Raw genomic sequence first — 17,927 nt, forward strand, 5'->3', positions numbered from 1 at the left:
TCGACCCATCTTCCCAAATGCAGATTCGCGGTCAAGACATGACGATCAGTCCGATCACGTTTGCACAATATTTTCGCACTGGCAACAATGCCCAAAAAAGAGGCAGAGACCCGGTCCCAACCTAGCCTGATTCGTTTTCTATCGGCGTCCGACGAATGGCCTCGACCCAGACATCGATTGGTCCAAGAGAGCACCCCATCTCCATCATATCGACCAGTTCCGCAGGACCGGCAACGTCGAGTTCGATCCGGTCGGCACCGGCAACGAATATTGCCGGCGCGAGGCCGAGCTTGGCGGCATGACGCTCGATCCATGGAAGAAAGGATGCCGCTTTGACATCGCCGAGGATTGTCATGCGCTCGCGCGTAAAACGTCGATCTTGCTCGTTCATGAAGGACCTTAGCAACGAAATTGATATACAGATACGTCGTATCCAATCACGTGGCTAAGGGCGTGAAAAGGCGGGCGGATCTTTCGCCGACAAGAACGCTCGTCATCCTCGCCGACCGGTCAAGACCGGTCGCTGCCGTCCCGATGCTCCTTGGTAAGCGACAGACCTTTGACGGCCATGTCCGGTAGCCCGTCATCGAGGGATCGGTTCGGAACTGCGTCGCAAGATCGGTCATCCGGCTCCAGGACTTTCCTAAAAGCGTATTTTCGGGAAACCAAGCCAGACGGCACCTGCGGAATAGTGGCGCCGGGGTCGCGGAACCATACGGAACGATGCGGGAAGATTTCTGATTTATACGAAAGGAGTACAATTCATTGAGGTTGGCCAGGAACCACCGACGGCTGGCGGTTGGCCAACTCCTGAAGGGCTCACGCAAAGGGCTGTATCGACGGCCACAGCGTTGGTTGTTCAAAGCGCTGCAGCCGGGATTGCTCGGCGCCGGAGATGGCGCGCAGCTCTTCGTGGATGATGCGAAGCAGGCATTTGGTGTGGCCAATTTCAAAGCGTCCGGTGGGGGCGGAACGATGCGAGACAATACGGGAAACTCTCTGATTTAGGCCCACGAAAAAGCCAATAAAATCAATAGTTCGAGGACGTTCTCCAACGGTGCGCGACAGTGACCGTCCTACCAATGATGAATGGTGCCTTTAGATTGTTCATGCAGTCTCGACGAGGTTCGGAACCAGCGATCGGCAGCCTTGGCCGGACTAGCCCGATCCGCAAAGCACCGCTTCAGTCATCGCCGAGATAAATGCGTCAGATATTTTCCGGCGTGACTATTTCAAAAGGTATTGACCGCTGAAGGGTTGCCAACGGTGTCTGTGGCCCAATCACGTCGATCATTGTCTGCACTAGAAGGGCCGAGGTCGCCTCGAGTGGATGACAAAGAGCTGCAGTGACTAATCCCTCAGACAAGCCTTTTCGCGTCTCGGGCCCTATGTCACGGCAAACCAGCTTGATCCCCGCGCGCCTTTCGGCAGAGACCTCCCTCAGCGCACGGAGCACTCCGGTTATCCCACCACCCACGATCAGAATTCCCACAAGATCATCAGTCGTCTTTAGGAGCTCAGCCAGCATACGGTAAGCCTCGCTCGATTCCTCATGAGTAGGTCGACTCTCCTCCACTGTGAGTCGCGGCGCGTGTTCGCGCAAATAGGAACGGAAGCTAGCATCTGAGACGTCTTGGCATTGATACCGGTGATTGCCTATGAAAACCGCAATGCGACCGGGACCTTGGGTGGTTTGCGCAATCAAGAATGCCGCCGTACGCCCGAGCTTCCAGTTGTCCGTTCCCACGTAGGCCGCTCTTTCCGGCGCGGATTGGTCGGTAATGTAAGCAACAACGGGCTTCCCAATTTCCTTCAGTGAACGGATGGCCTGTCCTATGATAGGGTGATCTGGTGCGATCACCGCGACTGCGTCGCAGGTGTTGCCGAGCGCGATAAGGCGGCTAGAGATAGTCTCCGGCGTCAGTAGATCCACAAACTCGACGATGGCCTCGACCACCTCATCGCGACGATCGCGACAGGCTGCGATGATTTTCTTCCCGAACAGTTGGTAGAGTTCACGGGTCGATTGCTGCAACAGGAAACCCAATCGATGATGCGGCGATATTTTCTTGGCCCGGTCGTCGATCGCTCCGATCCCATAGAAGCCGATTTCTTCGGCTGCTCTTTGTACGCGTTGAACAGTCTTTGGGCGAACCGAGACAGTGCCGCTGAGGATTCTGTTCACGGTCGCTACGGATACGCCGGCGGCTTGAGCGAGGTCGCGAATCGTAGGCCGCCTCATTAATCCTCCCAATGCTGTATCATCATGATTGACACTAAATGATACGAATGCGATCTCCATACTATTTTTGTATTCCGATGATATCAAGCCTCCGATATGAATCGCCTCCGCACTAGAGCCCGAACTGATTCAAGGCCGATTGGATGGTCGGTCGGGAGGCTGTTAAGATGGATGACCTTCAGTATGGAATGCGCGACAAGCGCGGAAACTGGGTCCCGCACCGCCGCGCCGAGCCGGTGCCGATCTGGCATCGCCCGTTCAACGCCAAGAAGGTACTAGCCTGGATTCCCGAGTTTCTTTGGCCTTGGAACGCGTTCCACATGGCCACGGCAATCATCTGGGTCAACTTGCTCATCCCGAGCTGGGACAGCCTGGCAAGCTTTTCCCTGCTCAACTACCTTTGGCTTTACGGGCTGAACGCGGGGGGCATTTTTCTCTTCTACGGATTCTTTGAGCTGCGCTATTACATCCAGCGCAAGCAAGAGACGCGCTTCAAGTATAATCCGAAATTCCCCTCCGACGCGCCGTCCGACGTCTTCTGGTTTCAGAGCCAGAATATCGACAATTTCAGCCGGTCGTTTTTCATCACCATACCGCTGTGGACCGTGGTCGAAATCGTGATGCTATGGGCATACGCGAACAGCTGGGCCGTCTGGCTGCCGTGGACGACGCATTGGCTGTACCTGTCGTTCCTCGTCATCATCGCTCCGGCTGTGCACGAAGTGTATTTCTTCTTCCTGCACCGCGCGATCCACTGGCCGCCGCTCTACAAATGGGTGCACTCGGTTCACCACAACTCGATCAACCCCAGTCCGTGGTCGTCGCTGTCCATGCATCCGGTGGAAGGGTTCCTCTACCATGCCGAAGCCTGGCTGCACCTGCTGATCCCATCCAACCCTGTCTGCGCGTACTTCACACTGCATGGGGCCGGCTTCGGAGCGGTGAATGGCCATCTTGGGTTTGAGACCTTCGAACTCACGGACAAGATCAAGCTCGATAGCCATTCCTATGTCCACTACCTGCACCACAAGTATTTCGAGGTGAACTACGGCGGTGACGGTCTGGTTCCTCTCGATAAGCTTTTTGGCACTTGGCACGACGGTAGCAAAGAAGCTGACGAGGCTATGAAGGCGCGCTTCCGCAAAAAGAAAGAAAAGCTGCGCGCGCAGCAGGAAGCCCGCGGCGGCCCGGCCACTGGAATGCCGGCGGAATGACGATCAGACGCTGTCTCGACTAAGCCCGAGAGGAGCGGGTGCGGGGCAGCCAGGCTTTTGTTGAAACCCCGCGGGGCGGGTAAACCGGGAGGAAGACTATGAAGCTTTTCAAGATACTTGTGTCCACAGCAGTGCTGGCTGCGTACAGCACCAGCAGCACGCTCGCCGCCGACATCTTCGTTATCGGCGGCAAGCCGGACGATCCATTCTGGTCAATCGTCAAGCGTGGTGCCGAAGACGCCGGTAAGGTGGTCGAAGCTCAAGGTGGTAAAGTCACCTGGCTCGGGCCGCAGAACTACGACAATCTGGGTGTGGACGCGGCCGAACTGATCCGCCAAGCCATCGACCAGAAGGCCGACGCCATTGTCGGTCCGGACTGGGTGCCGGAAGCCATGGATCCGGCGTTCAAGGCGGTTGTGGACGCTGGCATTCCGCTTGTTATCTACAATGCCGGCGGTTTGCAGGCGGCTGATCGCCTCGGCGCTATGAACTATGTCGGCTCGGACGATTACAAAGGTGGCGTCGCCGGCGGCGAGTATCTCGCTAAGGCCGGCAACAAGAAAGGCGTCTGCATCAACACACTGCCGGGTGCGGCCAATATCGAGGCCTACTGTGGTGGCTTTAGGGAAGGGATGAAGAATGGCGGCGGCGAGGCCGATGTGTTGCCGTTGCCAGCTACCTCCTTCGGCTCGGCAACAGCAGTGGCGCAGGCGGTGAAGGCCTATCTGCTGCAGCATCAAGCCGTGACCGCGGTGTTCACCATCGGCAATGTCGACGCCAATTCGGCCATGAACGGTATTACCCAGGCCGGCAAGGCCGGGCAGGTTCAACTCTGCGGCATCAACTTTGACGAGACCATCCTGAACAACATCAAGGATGGAAAACAGGCCTGCGCGATCGACCAGCAGGGCTACTGGCAAGGCTACCTCGCCGTCTCAATCTTGAATGGCAAGGTAAACTACGGGCTGACTGTGCCGACGCGCGAGATCCTCACCGGTCCTGGGATCATCGACAAGAACACTGTCGAGCTGACCATTGCCGGCGTGAAGGCCGGCGCGCGATAGGTGTCCTTACGGCCGCCCCCCTTGTGAGGCGGGCGGCCAGTGCATTCTACTTCCATAGCGACCGCAATTTTTGGCGCTCGATAACTCGCGGATTACCCATGACGGCACATCCCGTGACATCCACCCCAACGCCGATGGCAAATCGCGGCCGTTCTGGACTGGCCCTGGGTCGTCTGGCGCGGCGGCCCGAGACGGGCTCGTTCCTGGGCATGGTCGCAGTCTTTCTGTTCTTCGCCATATTCGGAGGCAGTGGCTTTTTGTCAGCAGCCGGTACGGCCAGTTGGCTGAGCATCGCCTCCGAGATCGGCATCATCGCTCTGCCGATAGGGCTGCTGATGATCGCTGGTGAGCTGGACATCTCGGTCGGCGCCGTGATTCCCGCGGCCTCTCTAACGGCCGCGATCATATCCGGCTACTATGGCCTGCCTGATTGGCTCGGCATCACGGCCGCCCTTGGGCTCGGTCTTGCCATCGGCTTGATCAACGGCGTGTTCGTCACACGAACCACGATCCCGTCCTTGATAATTACAATAGGAACGATGTTCGGCACAATGGGCCTGACGCTGGGCCTTACGGTGATGATCGCCGGCAGCACCGGTGTCTCGCTGGTGCCCGACGAACTCACGAAGACGCTTCTCGGCCAATATCTCGGGGGCATGTTCCAAGTGACGATTCTCTGGTGGCTCGTCTACATCGCCGCCCTTCTGTGGCTCCTCCACATCTCGCCCGTGGGCAACTGGATCTATGCACTCGGGGGCGACAAGGAGAGCGCGCGCAACGCGGGCATCCCCACCAAGCGGCTTACCATCGGTCTATTCATGCTTTCGGGGTTTTCCGCCGCGTTCGTCGGAGTCAGCCAGGTGATGGTCTACCAGAGCGCTCAGGTTCTGGCTGGGCAGTCCTTCATCTTCAATTCGATCATGTGCGTGGTCATCGGGGGCGTTCTGCTTACCGGCGGATTTGGCTCGGTCGTAGGTATCGTGTTCGGCACGATCACCTTCTCTATCGTAAACCAGGGCATCTACTTCACGAGTATCGATCCCAACATGGGAAGCGTCATCATCGGCGCGCTTCTCCTGATCGCCGTACTCACCAACGACACCTTTCGGCAGCTGGCGCTCAGCTACTCATCGAAGAAGGTTTGAGGGACCGCCATGACTGAGGCAATCAAATCCTTGTTGCGCCGCCCGGAAGCAGGCTCGATCCTCAGCCTGATCGGGGTGGTGCTGTTCTTCGTATTTTTCGGTGGCGTGGACCTGGGTACACTCCTTGGGGCGGCGAGCTGGGTGAATTTCGCCGCCAATCTCGGCATTGTCGCCATTCCGGTCGGTCTGCTGATGATCTCGGGTGAACTCGACATCTCCATCGGCGCATTGATTCCCGCGGGCTCTATGACCACCGCCATCCTTAGCGGCTACTATGACCTGCCCATCGCGGTGGGCATGGCCGGCGCCCTGGCGGTCGGTGTGGCGGTCGGCCTTGTCAATGGTTTGCTGACGATCCGCACCTCGGTGCCTTCGTTGATCATTACGCTCGCCACCCTGGTTGCGATGCAGGGCTTGGTGCTCAGTGGGTCCGTGTTGCTAACTGGCAACGCTAGCGTTGCCGTCACCGCGCCCGAATGGGCCAAATTCCTGTTCGGACAGCTTATCGGTGGAAGCCACCAGGTCATCATCGTCTGGTGGGTAGTGTTCGCTGTCATCATTGGCTTCGTGCTGCACAAGACCCGCTTTGGCAACTGGCTGTTTGCAATGGGCGGCGATCGCGTCAGCGCCCGCAATGCAGGCATTCCGATAAACCGCATGACCATCGCACTGTTCGTGCTGTCCGCCGTCAGCGCCACATTCGTTGGCATGTGCCAGGCGATCCTGTTCAACTCGGCCCAGGTTTCCGGCGGAATGAACTTCATCTTCAACGCAATCGTGTCCGTGGTGGTCGGCGGCGTACTGCTCACGGGAGGGTTCGGCTCGGTCATCGGCATCTTCGTCGGCACCATCACGTTCGCCATTGTCAGCCAAGGCATCTACTTCACCCAGATCGACCGGAACTGGTCGAACCTGATCATCGGCGTGATGCTTTTGACGGCGGTGCTGATGAATCAGGCATTCCGGGAACTGGCTCTGTCTTACCGGCGAGGTTCGAAACAAAGCGTGCCGAGGGCACCCATACAGCACTAAGCGATGCGGCTGCAGTTGCGATCAGCGACTGCTTGGAAGAACGAAAGATGCGACAATTATGAGCGAAAAACCTGCCATTCTCGAACTGAAAAATGTCAACAAGTCTTTCGGCCCGATCGACGTGTTGCATAAGATCTCGCTGCAAATTCGCCGGGGTGAGGTCTTGTGTCTCCTCGGCGACAACGGCGCCGGAAAGTCCACTCTCATCAAGGTGTTGGCAGGCGTCCACAAGCCGACCAGCGGCGAGATCCTGATGGACGGAAAGGCGGTCAGCTTCGACCGTCCGAGCGCTGCGCAGGAGCGGGGCATTGCCACCGTGCACCAGTTCGGCGGAACGTTCCCCTTAATGAGCATCGGCCGCTCCTTCTTCGTTGGATTGGAGCCGACAAAGGGTTGGGGTCCGTTCAAGATCTACGACCGCAAGCGCGCCAACGAGATCGCGGTGAAAGCGGTGCGGGATTTCGGCATCACGCGTATCGACGACGGTGACCGGCTTGTTGGTGGCCTGTCAGGCGGGGAACGCCAGTCTTTGGCCATTGCCCGCGCCGTGCATTTCGGCGCTCGCGTTCTGATCCTCGATGAGCCGACGGCAGCGCTCGGCGTCAAGCAGGCAGCTCACGTGCTGCGCATCGTCAATGAAGCCAAGCGGCGCGGTCTCGCGGTCATCTTCATCACCCACCAGGTGATGCACGCGATGGCGGTGGGAGACCATTTCGCCGTCCTCATTCGCGGTGCGATCGCCGCCGATTTCCGGAAGCGCGAGAAAACCCGCGAGGAGATCACCGACCTGATGGCCGGCGGTGAAACCATGGCTGACCTCGAGGCGGAAATCGAGCATGAATTGCATGCATGATCACAATGAAAATGCGCCGCCTCTCGAGCTGGATGGGCGGGCGGCCCGATCGTTTTCCTCGGGAAACCTCTGCCTTCGACCGGCCCTGATGACCCTTGGCGCCACCAGCCTCTTCACGTCGAACAAAGCAGAAGAAATATGACAATACGGATCGCAGTGATCGGTGCCGGTGTGATGGGCGCCGACCACGCCAGGATAGTGGCGGAAGACCTTCCCGGAGCAAGCCTTCAGCTGGTGTGCGACATGGATGAGGCGCGTGCCCGCACTGTTGCCGACACCTTTGGTGCGCCCGACATCTCCACCGATCCAGAAGATGTTGCCGCGCGGAAGGACGTGGACGCAATCATCGTAGCAAGTCCCGATACCACGCATGCGCCGCTGTCGAAGGCCTGTATTGCCGCCGGCAAGCGTGTGTTGTGCGAAAAGCCCCTCTCACAAGCGTCCGCTGACTGTATCGCGGTGATGGAGGCCGAACAGAAGTCGGGCGCGAAATTCGTCCAGCTTGGTTTCATGCGGCGCTACGATCGCTCCTACGAAGAGATGAAGCGAGCGCTTACAGACGGCCGCCTTGGCCGGCCCCTGATGATGCACAATTTTCACCGCAATGTCGAAACGCCGGCGGCAGATTTCACCGGCGCAATGGCTATCACCAATTCGGCCCCACACGAGTTCGATGTCGTGCGCTATGTGCTCTCGACGGAATATGCGTCGATTTCGGCCTTCCAGCCGAAGCGCTCAGATGCCCGGGTCGCGCCTGTCTTCATGGTGCTGGAGACGGTCGATGGCCAACTCGTCAACATCGAGATCAACAACAATGCCGCCTATGGTTACGATGTCCGTGCCGAGCTGATCGGCGAGCGGGGCACCGTTGCGATGAACAACGTCGCCTACACTCGCATCGATTCTGCGCTTGCACAGAGCACGAGCTACGACGCCGACTGGCGGACCCGCTATGCCGATGCGTACCGTCGGCAGAACCGCGACTTCCTACGCTTCGCCATGACTGGTGAGTTCCCGGCAACCGCTGCGAATTGCTGGGACGGTTATTGCGCCGCCGTCGTTGCCGAGGCGGGCGTGAAGGCGTTGCACGAGGGCCGCCGCGTACCCGTCCAAATGATCGCAAAGCCGGAGTTTTACGCGTGAAGCTGGGTTTCGTTTCAGACAGCCTCGGCAACCTGCCCTTCGAAACGATGCTGGATCATGCGAAGCGCATGGGTGTCTCCGGCGTCGAGGTGAACACCTGTGGCTGGTCCACCGCGCCGCATTTTCGGCTTTCGTCCATGCTGGGCAACAGGGAAGGCCAGAAGCGCTTCGTTGGCGCGTTCGAGGCGCGCGGGCTAGAAATCATCAGCCTCAACGCAAACGGCAATCCGCTGCACCCGACCGACCCGGCCCAGGGCGAAGGGCTGAAAACCACTATTCGCGTCGCAGGCGAAATGGGCATCCGGACGGTCTGCACCATGAGCGGCCTCCCGGCCGGCAACGCTGCAGATATCATGCCCAACTGGGTCATCTCGTCTTGGCCGCCGGAAACACAGGCCATTTTGAAATACCAGTGGGAAGAGAAGCTGATTCCCTTCTGGACCGAGATCGTGGCGTTGGCTGAAGAGAACGGCGTGGAGCGCATCGCGCTTGAACTCCACGGCAACCAGTGTGTCTTCAACGTGCCCTCGCTTCTGAAGTTGCGACAGGCGGTCGGACCCGTCGTGGGGGCGAATCTGGACCCTTCGCATCTGTTCTGGATGGGTGCCGACCCGCTGGCGGCGGCTCAATCGTTGGGCGAGGCGGTTTATCACGTTCATGCCAAGGACACGATGCTCAACGCACCAGTGCAGGCGACGACATCTCTGCTCGAGAATGGCAGCCTGATGAATCTTCCAGCCCGGTCATGGAGCTACATCACGCTTGGCTTCGGCCATGGCGAGGAGTGGTGGCGGCAATTCTGCTATCGCCTCAAGATGGCCGGCTATGACGGCTGGCTTTCCATCGAGCATGAGGACGTGCTCCTGAACTCTCTGGAGGGACTCGAAAAGTCCGTAGCGCTACTGCAGGGGGTCATGCCGTCCGCCCCCGCCGACTACAAACCGCAAGCCATCTGAAGGAAGGTTCCATGCCTTGGATCGACGCCTGTGCCGCCGCCGACATCGAAGCCGAGGAAGCCAAGCGCTTCGATCATGGCGGTCGCACCTTTGCGATCTTTCGAAATGATGCGGACGAATATTTCTGCACCGACGGGCTTTGCACGCACGAGAGTATTCACCTCGCTGACGGTCTCGTAATGGGGAATACAGTGGAGTGTCCTAAACACGCATCCGTTTTCGACTTCACGACTGGGGACGTAGAGACCCCGCCCGCTTGCGAGAATCTCAAGACGTACAAGACGAAGGTCGAAAATGGCCGCGTCATGATCGAGATCTGAGCCATATGGACCAGCCGTTCCAGCTTGCAGCCTGCGCCGAGATGCTCTGGCGCGACCGCCCGATTACTTGGCGCGCCGAAATGAATTGGCCATTCATCGCCAAGGCGCTGTTTGACTGCCTGATCCCCTGCGGAGGCTGATTATGGGCATGTATCACAACCGTCCTCATGTCGAGGACATCCGCAAGATGAAGAAGAGCGGACAGAAAATCTCCATGCTCTTCGTCAGCACCCCGGATGAGGCGGCTGCCGCAGCCGCTGCCGGCATCCATATGCTCTCCATCGAAGGTCGATATTTCGATCCGGAAATGCGCCAAGCAGCCGGCGATTGTTTCGTACAAGTCGGTTTGCCATATGGCAGCTATGGGAGTTTCGCGGGCCGCCCGCTCGCAACAGCGGAGGACTATCTGCGTGCAGCGTTCCACTTTGCCGGCACAGGCGGCGACGCCTTTTATTGTGCGGCGTCATACGACATCCAGAAGACGTTATGCGACAACTACATTCCTGTCGTTGGCCATATCGGCCTAGTGCCGTCTTATATCACCTGGACGGGTTGGCGCGCAGTCGGCAAGACCGCGGACGAAGCAGTGCGCATTTGGCGACACACCCAAAAGCTGGAGCAAATAGGAGTCTTCGGCGCGGAGCTGGAAGTCGTCCCAGATCGCGTCGCGAAATTCCTCACCGAAAACTCCTCGCTTGTCATGCTAGGCATGGGCGCTGGCAAATATGCCGATGCGCAGTACCTCTTCACAGAAGACGTTTGCGGTTACGGCAAGAACCATAAGCCGCGACACGGAAAAGTTTATCGAAACCTTGGCCCTGAGCTGGAGAAGATTCAGGACGAGCGCGTCGCTGCCTTCAAGGACTACAAGGCAGACGTCGATTCAGGCAGATATCCCGGTTACGAGCACACGGTTCCGATTGTGGATGCCGAGTTCGATATCTTCATGAAGATAGTTAAAGGTTGAGAACTATGTCTGTGGGCTCATCTTATCCCTCACGGACATGCGGTCGACAGCGCGTATCAGTTGACAACCGCCGAGCGCCATCGCTTGACGAGCTCAAAGCGCTGATTGCCAAAAGGGAACTGACACTTCCGGAGAAGTCGGAGGCTGTCGCCCGGGTGATATTTGCGGAGCCGGATTACGTGGCTTTCGAAAATGCCACCGCAATCGCGCGCCGATGCCATGTATCACCCGCGACCGTGTCCCGACTTGCATCGCGTCTCGGGTTTGGGTCGTTTGTGGAAATGCAGAGCTGCTTCCGAAATCATATACTGCTTCGATTCAAACTTCAGGAAGAATACGTGAAGGCGAACTGCTGAGGATCATGTGCACGGACTTTTGACCCCCGACGGCCGAGTGCTCTTTCCAAACTTGACGGCGATCGTAATTCCCGAGGCGGCTGTTGGGAGCTTTTTCGCTTACGCGCACCTTGCGCAGTTCCGGCCCCTGCTGAAGCCTGTCCAGAATGGCGACCTGGTGGGTGAGCGATTGAGGGCGGTCGCCCTGCCGGGTCATGCTCCCGGTCATACCGGCTACGCGTTCGACACGGACGAGGACCGTTTCCTATTCTTCGGGGACGTCGTTCATGTGCCGGCCTTGCAGTTCGGCAATCCCGCGTTCAGTTGGGGCTATGACGACGATCAGCCGACGGCGCGCGGAACCCGCCTAAATGTTTTCAGTGACGCGGCCAAGGCGGGGACGTGGATCGCCGGCGCGCACCTTGGCTGGCCGGGCATCGGTCGCGTGGTGCGTAAGGGCGAAGCATACGGCTATGAGCCGGCAGGAGGACGAGTGACCGGATAGGCGGCCCGGTACTGATTGGTACCGCTCTCTTCGCCCAAGGCAAGGATCTCGACGAGCAGCGCGCCTCACTCCGCCGTCCTCAACGCGGCGGCACATCGTCCGGCCCACAAAATATCTGATTCTTGATCCACTGGCGGCCGATCGACGCCTGAGGCTTACCGGATCGGCGTCTCGCCGCGAAACAGCGGCTGGTGCGCCCGCATCAAGGCGGCAATCCGGTCGGCGACTTTTCGTACCGGCGGGGAGTGACGTTCCTCGTGATGGGTGACGATCCATTGGTCGGTTTCGAGCTCGGGGATAGGCTGAGCGACGCGAACCAGCCGCGGATCGCTGTCACCGACGAAGCACGGAAAGACCGAAAGGCCGGCGCCGGCGGCCACCAGTTCACGCACCGCATGGGTGTTGTTGCCGCGTACGGCGATGCGGTCGCCGTGATGGGCTTGCAGCCAGCGCGCCGATGCAACGTTTGCGCCTTCGCCGGTGACGCCGACGAACAATCCAGCGGCGATGCCGTTGATCAGGTGACGTCCGGAATAAATGGCGTGAGCGACTTTGCCGCTCTGACGGCCGGCCAGCCACTGCTCGGTCGGACGCTCGCTGCGGATGCCGATGTCGGCGGCACGGCGGCCGATGTCGACCCGCTCGGTCGTGGTGACAAGCTCCACCCTTATGCCGTCGTCGACCGTCCAGATCTCGCCGATATGGGCGGAAATGAAAGCCGAGGTCCATGGCCCGGCCGAGACGCGGACAATGCGGTCGGGCAGGTTTCCCTCGCGCCAGCGGGTCAGCGACTGCATTGCTGCCTCGACGTCTTCGGCGCGCCGCAGCAGTTCTTCGCCGACCGGGGTCAGCCGGTAGCCGGTCTGCTGGCGCACGAACAGAGGTTCGCCGATCTGCTTTTCCAGCGCGGTGACGCGTCGTCCAAGGGTGGCTGCGCTGAGGCGTGTGGTTCCCGTCGCTGCGCTCAAGCCACCCAGCCGCGCAACGTCGAGAAACAACCTCAGATCGTCCCAGCCGATATCCATTTTGCAGAAATGAAAAACTCCTTGCGACCGTGGCTGTAGCGCGAAGGGGCATCATGCGCAAGTATGCAGGCGTTGGACGCGTTGGACATTCTTGCTTGGCGGGACAGTGACAAGCGCCTCGGCTGGCTAAGAAGCCAGCGCAATCTTTTCGATCGCGCATGCGCTTCGCGCCGATGCTTTGCGCTTTCGACCAACCCAAGCGCGCGGGCATTCTGCACGCCAAAGGAGACGATCATGTTGGATGAACTTCGACACCGTTTCGCCCGCTGGCTTGCCTATCGCCAGACGCTTGCGAGCTTGAGGCGGGCCCCAGACAGCACACTTGCGGATGCTGGCATTTCTCGCGAAGAGATCCGCGAGCATGCCCGCCACGCCAGCGTGCGTCGTTGAGGAACCGGGCATGCAGATGATTGAGCTTTGGGATGGCCGCTCGGTACCGGGCATTGGCATCGGCACCTGGGCGGCGGGTGGCCCCGCGCGTTGGCGTGACACGGCGACAACCTATGGCGAGGTCGATGACATCAGGTCGCAAGCCGCGCTGGCGATGGCCTATGAGATCGGCGCGCGGGTGTTCGACACGGCGGCCGCCTATGGCGCCGGCAATGCCGAACTGATCCTCGGGCGAGCGTTGAAGGGTAAGGACGAAGCCGTCATCGTCACCAAGGTCGGCTATTTCGGCGATCCCGAAACGCGCAAGATTGCTCCCGAGGATGCCTCTGCCGCAGCGATCCGGACATCGATCGACAATTCGCGGCAGCGCCTGCAGCGCGATTGTATCGACGTCGCGCTGCTACATATCAACGAGTATCCGATCGAGCGCGCCGGCGAGGTGTTCGATACGCTCGGCCTGTTGCGCCAGGAGGGCAAGATCGGCGGCTTCGGCTGGAGCACCGATCACCGCGAACGGCTTGCCGCCTACGCGCCGCGCGAGGGCTTCGTCGCCGTAGAGAACGACTTCAATGTGTTTACCCCGGCGAACGGGCTGATGGCCGTTGCGGCGCGCGAGAACCTCGTCTCGTTCAGCCGGCTGCCGCTGGCAATGGGGTTGCTCACCGGCAAATACACGCCGGCCATGCGGCTGCCCACCAACGATGTGCGCGGCGGCAATGCCGAATGGATGGTATTTTTCAGGGATGGCGCCGCCAACCCGCACTATCTGTCAAGGCTCTCGGCAATCCGCGACCTGCTCACGTCGGGCGGACGCACGCTTGCGCAGGGCGCGCTCGGCTGGATCCTCGCCAAGTCGGCAATCGCGCTGCCGGTTCCCGGCTTCACGCGGCCCGAGCAGGTCGAGGACAATCTCGGTGCGCTGGAAAAAGGGCCGCTGCCGGCAGCGGTGATGGCCGAGATCGACGCCGTGCTGAAAATTGCCGAGACTGCTTAGGGTGTGGCGAATCCGAAATTCGCATTGGCGATAACGCGACCAACTTCGATCTCTCTGCTGTCTGCCGATATCGCATTTTTCTTAGTCAAGCTTCCGTGGCGCGATTGAAGGAGCGGCGGACACGCTCGAGTTGAAGGTCCGCCGCTCCGGTTTTCAGATCAAAGAGTGATGCTGCAACGGGAGATGGGTGGCGAGCTGCGCTTGAGCTGAGCCGCCGACCGCGTCGCTGTCGAGAGAGAGCGACCCGGTTGAGCTGTCAAAGATGATGTGGTGGGAACCATCATCCGTGGCCGTACCAGCAGGAGACGCATGCAATGAAAGCCCGCTCGACTTAAGCTCGGTAAGAGCGGCTTGATCGAGGTGGAGCTTGTCCTGAAGCTTGCTGAAGTCGAAGGCATCGTTGCCTCCGTGACCCGACATGATCTCGGCGGCGGCGCCGTTCTTTGCCTGGGCCCCGACATTTTCACCGCTCTGGACGGTCTGGGCGAACCCATGGCCGGTCAGGTTGGTTGCGGTTCTGTCGGAGTGATTGTTGGGGGCGAGAAACTCCGAGCCGGCAGAAAGAGCATGGCTCAACACAGCCAGCACCCGGTCAACGCCGCTGCCCAAATCCTCCATCTTGTTGCCGCCAGTGTCGACATGGGAGGTGTCGTTGCCGCTATGGCCCGCCATTTTGTCGGTGCTTGCACTTGCATGGGAGGCATCACTGGTGGCTTTTCCGTGACTGGCCGTGCGGTGGGAAGTCGCAGCTCCAGCAGAATTACTATCGCTAGTGCTGGCGTCGGAAGGGGCGATGGCGGTAGCAGTCGCAGTAGAAGTGCCATGGCTGGTCTTGGAGTCGGAGGCGGCCACAGTAGAGCTATTATCGGCAGCGGTGGCAGTGGAAGGCACAGTTGCAGTGGAACTGCTATCGCCCGTCGCGGCTTCGGAAGAGGCCGCGGCAGTCGAACTGGTATTGCCGGCGTCGTCGGAAGCGGCAGTTACGGTCGAACTGCCATCGCCGGTGGCGTCATGGGAAGGGGCAGTCGCAGTCGAACTGCTATCGCTGGCGGTGGCGTCGGAAGGGGCCGTGGCAGTCGAACTGATATCGCCGGTGGCGGCGTCGGAAGCGGCAGTTACAGTCGAACTGCTATCGCCGGTGGCGTCATGGGAAGAGGCAGTCGCAGTCGAACTGCTATCGCTGGCGGTGGCGTCATGGGAAGGGGCAGTCGCAGTCGAAGTGTTGTCGCCGGTGGCGTCATGGGAAGGGGCAGTCGCAGTCGAAGTGTTGTCGCCGGTGGCGTCATGGGATGGGGCAGTCACAGTCGAACTGCTATCGCTGGCGGCGGCATCGGAAGGGGGTGTCGCGGCAGCGCTGCCGTCGCTGGTGTCGGAAGGTTCGGCCCCGGTGGTAGCGAGGTTGTGCTCCCGGAAAACGGCTTGCAATTCGGAGGAGCTTTCAAGCGCGGTGTCGCCGTTCTGCGTTCCCCATTTGTAGGTGTAGTCGAAGCCGGGCGTCGGAACCAATGCGGCCCAATGATCGATCATGGTTTGCATCTGTTCGGGGGTGGGCATGACATGTCTTCCGCCATCGGAAGTCTCCCAGTTACCGCCGCCAAAGGCCTGATATACCGGAACGATGTTGTTAGCCGGGATGCCCGACTTCACCGCTGCAGCCACGGCTCGATCGATCATGTCGTAATCGACCGTGTCCGTTCCCGTGCGCACCGGATAGGGGTCTATTCCGAAATAGTCGATATGCGTGTTGGCCGGATTGTAGGTGTTCGTAAAATCCGGATTGGTCGGGGACCCCATGTTCATCATGGTGATGAAGGTCTTGGCGCCTGGAAAATGCTCATGGATCCAGTCGGATTCCGCCTTCAGGTTCTCAGCGGTTGCGTAGGTGCCCCACCTGCCGGTGGGATCGGGCTCGTCAACAAGATAGAACCCAAACACATTCGGATTGCCGAGGAAGGGGGTCATTTTCTCGATGAAGGATGAGGTTACGCCCTCGTGCTCATTCAGGTAAACCAAACCCTTCATGCCATCCGGCAATGCGTTGACCTGGCTAACATATTGAACGTCGGCCAGATTGAAGCCAGCGTTTGCGATTTCGGTGGCGGAACCACCCGAGGTGTAGTGCAGAGTTGCCATCCAGTAATCCTTTTTCTCGTTCGATAGCGCCCGAGGCCTACCTACTAGAGGGTGTATATTAGCGCCAAATCACATAAAGACACCCGTTGATAAAATCATTGAGCGTTTGTTGGAATGCTGCATGCATTGTGGCTTATTTTGATAAAAACGGGTTGTACACAAGAAACTTATCGCTTTTCTTAGGTCACAATTCCGGCGGAATCGCGACTTTATTTTGAAATAGCTGTAGCTTCGCAACTTATGACGTTTAAATTACGGGAAATTACATTCTTGTTTGCTTTTGATTTGTCAATTTACCTTACGAGATGAAAATCAGACAGACGTTAACCACAAGAGCCAAACTGCTCCGTGGTCTCACTGCCGCAAGCAATTAGTTGTGGACAATTCGTAGGGATCTGCGCGCTCAGCGGGCGGCAGATCTCCGTGATCGAGATCAAGTCAATGTAGGAAGCCGCTCAAGGTGAGAATAGGGGCGGTTCCCAGCTGGAGCGCCTGCCGCACTCGCCCATGAGGAAGACTTAAGCGACATTAAAGCGGTTCGGCCCACGTTTACAAGCGAGCGACAACTGCGGAATGACTGCCGGGTTCGCGGTGCCTGGTTCCTGCTCTCGCGCTCAAGTAATTGGCAGTCCCGATTTATAGATCGTGATCTGCGAAGGGGCGGTTTGTGAAGCCATAGCCGCTATTGCGCAGCGGATCTGATAGCGGCCCAGGGATCTGATAGTCGATACCGGGCTCAGATGGGATCTGACCGTTCGTTGCCGACAAGAATCGAATAAGAGTAAAGAGACGAGAACCGGATTGGTCGCGAAGCCGTTTGCTTCGTCGTCGTGCACCGTGCGATGAGCCTCTATTTCACTGAGATGCACTAAGTCCGTTCAAGACACGGAAGCGGGCCGCGAACCGCGCCGAGTAAACTCGGTGGCGGGCAGATTCAAGCCACCCTTCAATGATACCCTGCTAGCGAACCCGCTGGTGACGAAGGTTGAGTATCAGCCCGAATGGGCACCCGCTTTGGAAAAATCCGGTGCTGAACAAAGACGGAGCGGCGGACCGGCTCGAGCAGAGGGTCCGCCGTTCCGGGTCGTTCAGATCACAAGGAACGAACCTGCTGCAAGCGACAGACCTGGAGAGAGCGTGGCGAACTGTATTTGAGCTGCGCCACCGATCCCGTCGCTGTCGAAAGAGAGTGCTCCTGTTGAGTTGTTGTAGATGATATGGTCGGAGCTATCATGCGCGGCCGTGCCAGCAAAGAAAGCATCGGATGAAAGGCCTCCCAGCTTAAGCCCGGCAAAAACCGCGTCGTCGAGCTGGATCTTGTCCTGGAGCTTGTTGAAGTCGGTGATCCTGTCGATATTGCCGGCCCCAAGAGCGCTGTTGAACACGAAGGCATCATTGCCTCCGTTACCGGTCAAGATGTCGGCACCGCCGCCACCATTGATGATGTTCGCGCCGGTGTTGCCTTGGATGGTCTGACTGAACTCGTTGCCGCTGAGGTTCATTGCCGTCGTGTCGGATGGATACCTTGCGGCGAGAAGCTCGATCTGGGTGCCCGCCGAAAGCGCATGGCTCACTGACGTGATCACCCGGTCGGAGCCGCCGCCCACCG

General features: G+C 59.1%; 16 protein-coding genes and 2 pseudogenes. 13 read left to right on the plus strand and 5 right to left on the minus strand.

Going from position 1 to position 17,927, the window contains the following annotated elements; genetic code table 11:
* Positions 1–121: 121 nt before the first annotated feature.
* Complete coding sequence (locus NKH42_RS28640; RefSeq protein ID WP_254819364.1) at positions 122–391, minus strand: acylphosphatase; 270 nt, start codon at positions 389–391, stop codon at positions 122–124.
* 816 nt (positions 392–1,207) lie between these two features.
* On the minus strand, positions 1,208–2,242 hold the full coding sequence (locus tag NKH42_RS28645) for a LacI family DNA-binding transcriptional regulator (protein WP_352509037.1): 1,035 nt from the start codon (positions 2,240–2,242) through the stop codon (positions 1,208–1,210).
* Positions 2,243–2,409: 167 nt separating this feature from the next.
* Here NKH42_RS28645 and NKH42_RS28650 point away from each other — a divergent pair, with 167 nt between their 5' ends.
* From NKH42_RS28650 to NKH42_RS28695, 11 genes and pseudogenes are all read left to right on the plus strand, one after another.
* Positions 2,410–3,456 carry a sterol desaturase family protein gene (locus tag NKH42_RS28650; RefSeq protein ID WP_352509022.1) on the plus strand — a complete coding sequence of 349 codons (1,047 nt, stop codon included), beginning with the start codon at positions 2,410–2,412 and terminating at the stop codon, positions 3,454–3,456.
* Between the two features lie 98 nt (positions 3,457–3,554).
* Positions 3,555–4,520 carry a sugar ABC transporter substrate-binding protein gene (locus NKH42_RS28655; protein WP_352509023.1) on the plus strand — a complete coding sequence of 322 codons (966 nt, stop codon included), beginning with the start codon at positions 3,555–3,557 and terminating at the stop codon, positions 4,518–4,520.
* A gap of 134 nt (positions 4,521–4,654) precedes the next feature.
* Positions 4,655–5,665, plus strand: a complete 1,011-nt coding sequence (locus NKH42_RS28660; protein WP_352479442.1) for an ABC transporter permease — start codon at positions 4,655–4,657, stop codon at positions 5,663–5,665.
* A gap of 9 nt (positions 5,666–5,674) precedes the next feature.
* Positions 5,675–6,697: an ABC transporter permease gene (locus tag NKH42_RS28665; protein WP_352509024.1), complete on the plus strand. Its 1,023-nt coding sequence runs from the start codon at positions 5,675–5,677 to the stop codon at positions 6,695–6,697.
* 58 nt (positions 6,698–6,755) lie between these two features.
* A complete protein-coding gene (locus NKH42_RS28670; protein WP_352509025.1) occupies positions 6,756–7,550 on the plus strand; it encodes an ATP-binding cassette domain-containing protein in 795 nt (264 codons plus the stop codon).
* Positions 7,551–7,688: 138 nt separating this feature from the next.
* On the plus strand, positions 7,689–8,693 hold the full coding sequence (locus tag NKH42_RS28675) for a Gfo/Idh/MocA family oxidoreductase (protein WP_352509026.1): 1,005 nt from the start codon (positions 7,689–7,691) through the stop codon (positions 8,691–8,693).
* Positions 8,690–9,649 carry a sugar phosphate isomerase/epimerase family protein gene (locus tag NKH42_RS28680; protein ID WP_352509027.1) on the plus strand — a complete coding sequence of 320 codons (960 nt, stop codon included), beginning with the start codon at positions 8,690–8,692 and terminating at the stop codon, positions 9,647–9,649. The genes NKH42_RS28675 and NKH42_RS28680 overlap by 4 nt, the downstream gene beginning before the upstream one ends.
* An 11-nt stretch (positions 9,650–9,660) precedes the next feature.
* Positions 9,661–9,969 (plus strand): MocE family 2Fe-2S type ferredoxin, encoded by a 309-nt coding sequence (locus tag NKH42_RS28685; protein ID WP_352509028.1) that lies wholly within the window; start codon positions 9,661–9,663, stop codon positions 9,967–9,969.
* Positions 9,970–9,974: 5 nt separating this feature from the next.
* Positions 9,975–10,061, plus strand: a pseudogene (locus NKH42_RS31335) (hydroxypyruvate isomerase); the annotation flags it as partial.
* A gap of 50 nt (positions 10,062–10,111) precedes the next feature.
* Positions 10,112–10,936 carry a 3-methyl-2-oxobutanoate hydroxymethyltransferase gene (locus tag NKH42_RS28690; protein WP_352479337.1) on the plus strand — a complete coding sequence of 275 codons (825 nt, stop codon included), beginning with the start codon at positions 10,112–10,114 and terminating at the stop codon, positions 10,934–10,936.
* 408 nt (positions 10,937–11,344) lie between these two features.
* On the plus strand, positions 11,345–11,776 hold the full coding sequence (locus tag NKH42_RS28695) for an MBL fold metallo-hydrolase (protein WP_352906353.1): 432 nt from the start codon (positions 11,345–11,347) through the stop codon (positions 11,774–11,776).
* Positions 11,777–11,931: 155 nt separating this feature from the next.
* Here NKH42_RS28695 and NKH42_RS28700 read toward each other — a convergent pair whose 3' ends face one another.
* The gene (locus NKH42_RS28700) at positions 11,932–12,801 is read right to left on the minus strand and encodes a LysR family transcriptional regulator (protein WP_352509030.1); all 870 of its coding nucleotides are present in this window, start codon (positions 12,799–12,801) and stop codon (positions 11,932–11,934) included.
* 81 nt (positions 12,802–12,882) lie between these two features.
* Between NKH42_RS28700 and NKH42_RS28705 the strand changes: the two genes are divergently transcribed.
* Positions 12,883–13,191 carry a DUF1127 domain-containing protein gene (locus NKH42_RS28705; RefSeq protein ID WP_352509031.1) on the plus strand — a complete coding sequence of 103 codons (309 nt, stop codon included), beginning with the start codon at positions 12,883–12,885 and terminating at the stop codon, positions 13,189–13,191.
* Between the two features lie 10 nt (positions 13,192–13,201).
* Positions 13,202–14,185, plus strand: a complete 984-nt coding sequence (locus tag NKH42_RS28710; protein WP_352509032.1) for an aldo/keto reductase — start codon at positions 13,202–13,204, stop codon at positions 14,183–14,185.
* A 153-nt stretch (positions 14,186–14,338) separates the two neighbouring features.
* Here the strand turns inward: NKH42_RS28710 and NKH42_RS28715 are convergent, their stop codons facing one another.
* Together NKH42_RS28715 and NKH42_RS28720 are read right to left on the minus strand one after the other, a co-directional pair.
* Positions 14,339–16,318 (minus strand): calcium-binding protein, encoded by a 1,980-nt coding sequence (locus tag NKH42_RS28715; RefSeq protein ID WP_352691299.1) that lies wholly within the window; start codon positions 16,316–16,318, stop codon positions 14,339–14,341.
* Positions 16,319–17,406: 1,088 nt separating this feature from the next.
* Positions 17,407–17,927: pseudogene (locus NKH42_RS28720) on the minus strand (calcium-binding protein); the annotation flags it as partial.

Source organism: Mesorhizobium sp. M1142, assembly GCF_040318565.1.
In the GTDB taxonomy this organism is placed as follows: Bacteria; Pseudomonadota; Alphaproteobacteria; order Rhizobiales; family Rhizobiaceae; genus Mesorhizobium.

What these genes read in the sequence shown, in the direction of transcription:
- NKH42_RS28640 (WP_254819364.1), bottom strand. Translation starts at nt 391, where the DNA reads ATGAACGAGCAAGATCGACGTTTTACGCGCGAGCGCATGACAATCCTC.
- NKH42_RS28645 (WP_352509037.1), bottom strand. Translation starts at nt 2,242, where the DNA reads ATGAGGCGGCCTACGATTCGCGACCTCGCTCAAGCCGCCGGCGTATCC.
- NKH42_RS28650 (WP_352509022.1), top strand. Translation starts at nt 2,410, where the DNA reads ATGGATGACCTTCAGTATGGAATGCGCGACAAGCGCGGAAACTGGGTC.
- NKH42_RS28655 (WP_352509023.1), top strand. Translation starts at nt 3,555, where the DNA reads ATGAAGCTTTTCAAGATACTTGTGTCCACAGCAGTGCTGGCTGCGTAC.
- NKH42_RS28660 (WP_352479442.1), top strand. Translation starts at nt 4,655, where the DNA reads ATGGCAAATCGCGGCCGTTCTGGACTGGCCCTGGGTCGTCTGGCGCGG.
- NKH42_RS28665 (WP_352509024.1), top strand. Translation starts at nt 5,675, where the DNA reads ATGACTGAGGCAATCAAATCCTTGTTGCGCCGCCCGGAAGCAGGCTCG.
- NKH42_RS28670 (WP_352509025.1), top strand. Translation starts at nt 6,756, where the DNA reads ATGAGCGAAAAACCTGCCATTCTCGAACTGAAAAATGTCAACAAGTCT.
- NKH42_RS28675 (WP_352509026.1), top strand. Translation starts at nt 7,689, where the DNA reads ATGACAATACGGATCGCAGTGATCGGTGCCGGTGTGATGGGCGCCGAC.
- NKH42_RS28685 (WP_352509028.1), top strand. Translation starts at nt 9,661, where the DNA reads ATGCCTTGGATCGACGCCTGTGCCGCCGCCGACATCGAAGCCGAGGAA.
- NKH42_RS28690 (WP_352479337.1), top strand. Translation starts at nt 10,112, where the DNA reads ATGGGCATGTATCACAACCGTCCTCATGTCGAGGACATCCGCAAGATG.
- NKH42_RS28700 (WP_352509030.1), bottom strand. Translation starts at nt 12,801, where the DNA reads ATGGATATCGGCTGGGACGATCTGAGGTTGTTTCTCGACGTTGCGCGG.
- NKH42_RS28710 (WP_352509032.1), top strand. Translation starts at nt 13,202, where the DNA reads ATGCAGATGATTGAGCTTTGGGATGGCCGCTCGGTACCGGGCATTGGC.
- NKH42_RS28715 (WP_352691299.1), bottom strand. Translation starts at nt 16,318, where the DNA reads ATGGCAACTCTGCACTACACCTCGGGTGGTTCCGCCACCGAAATCGCA.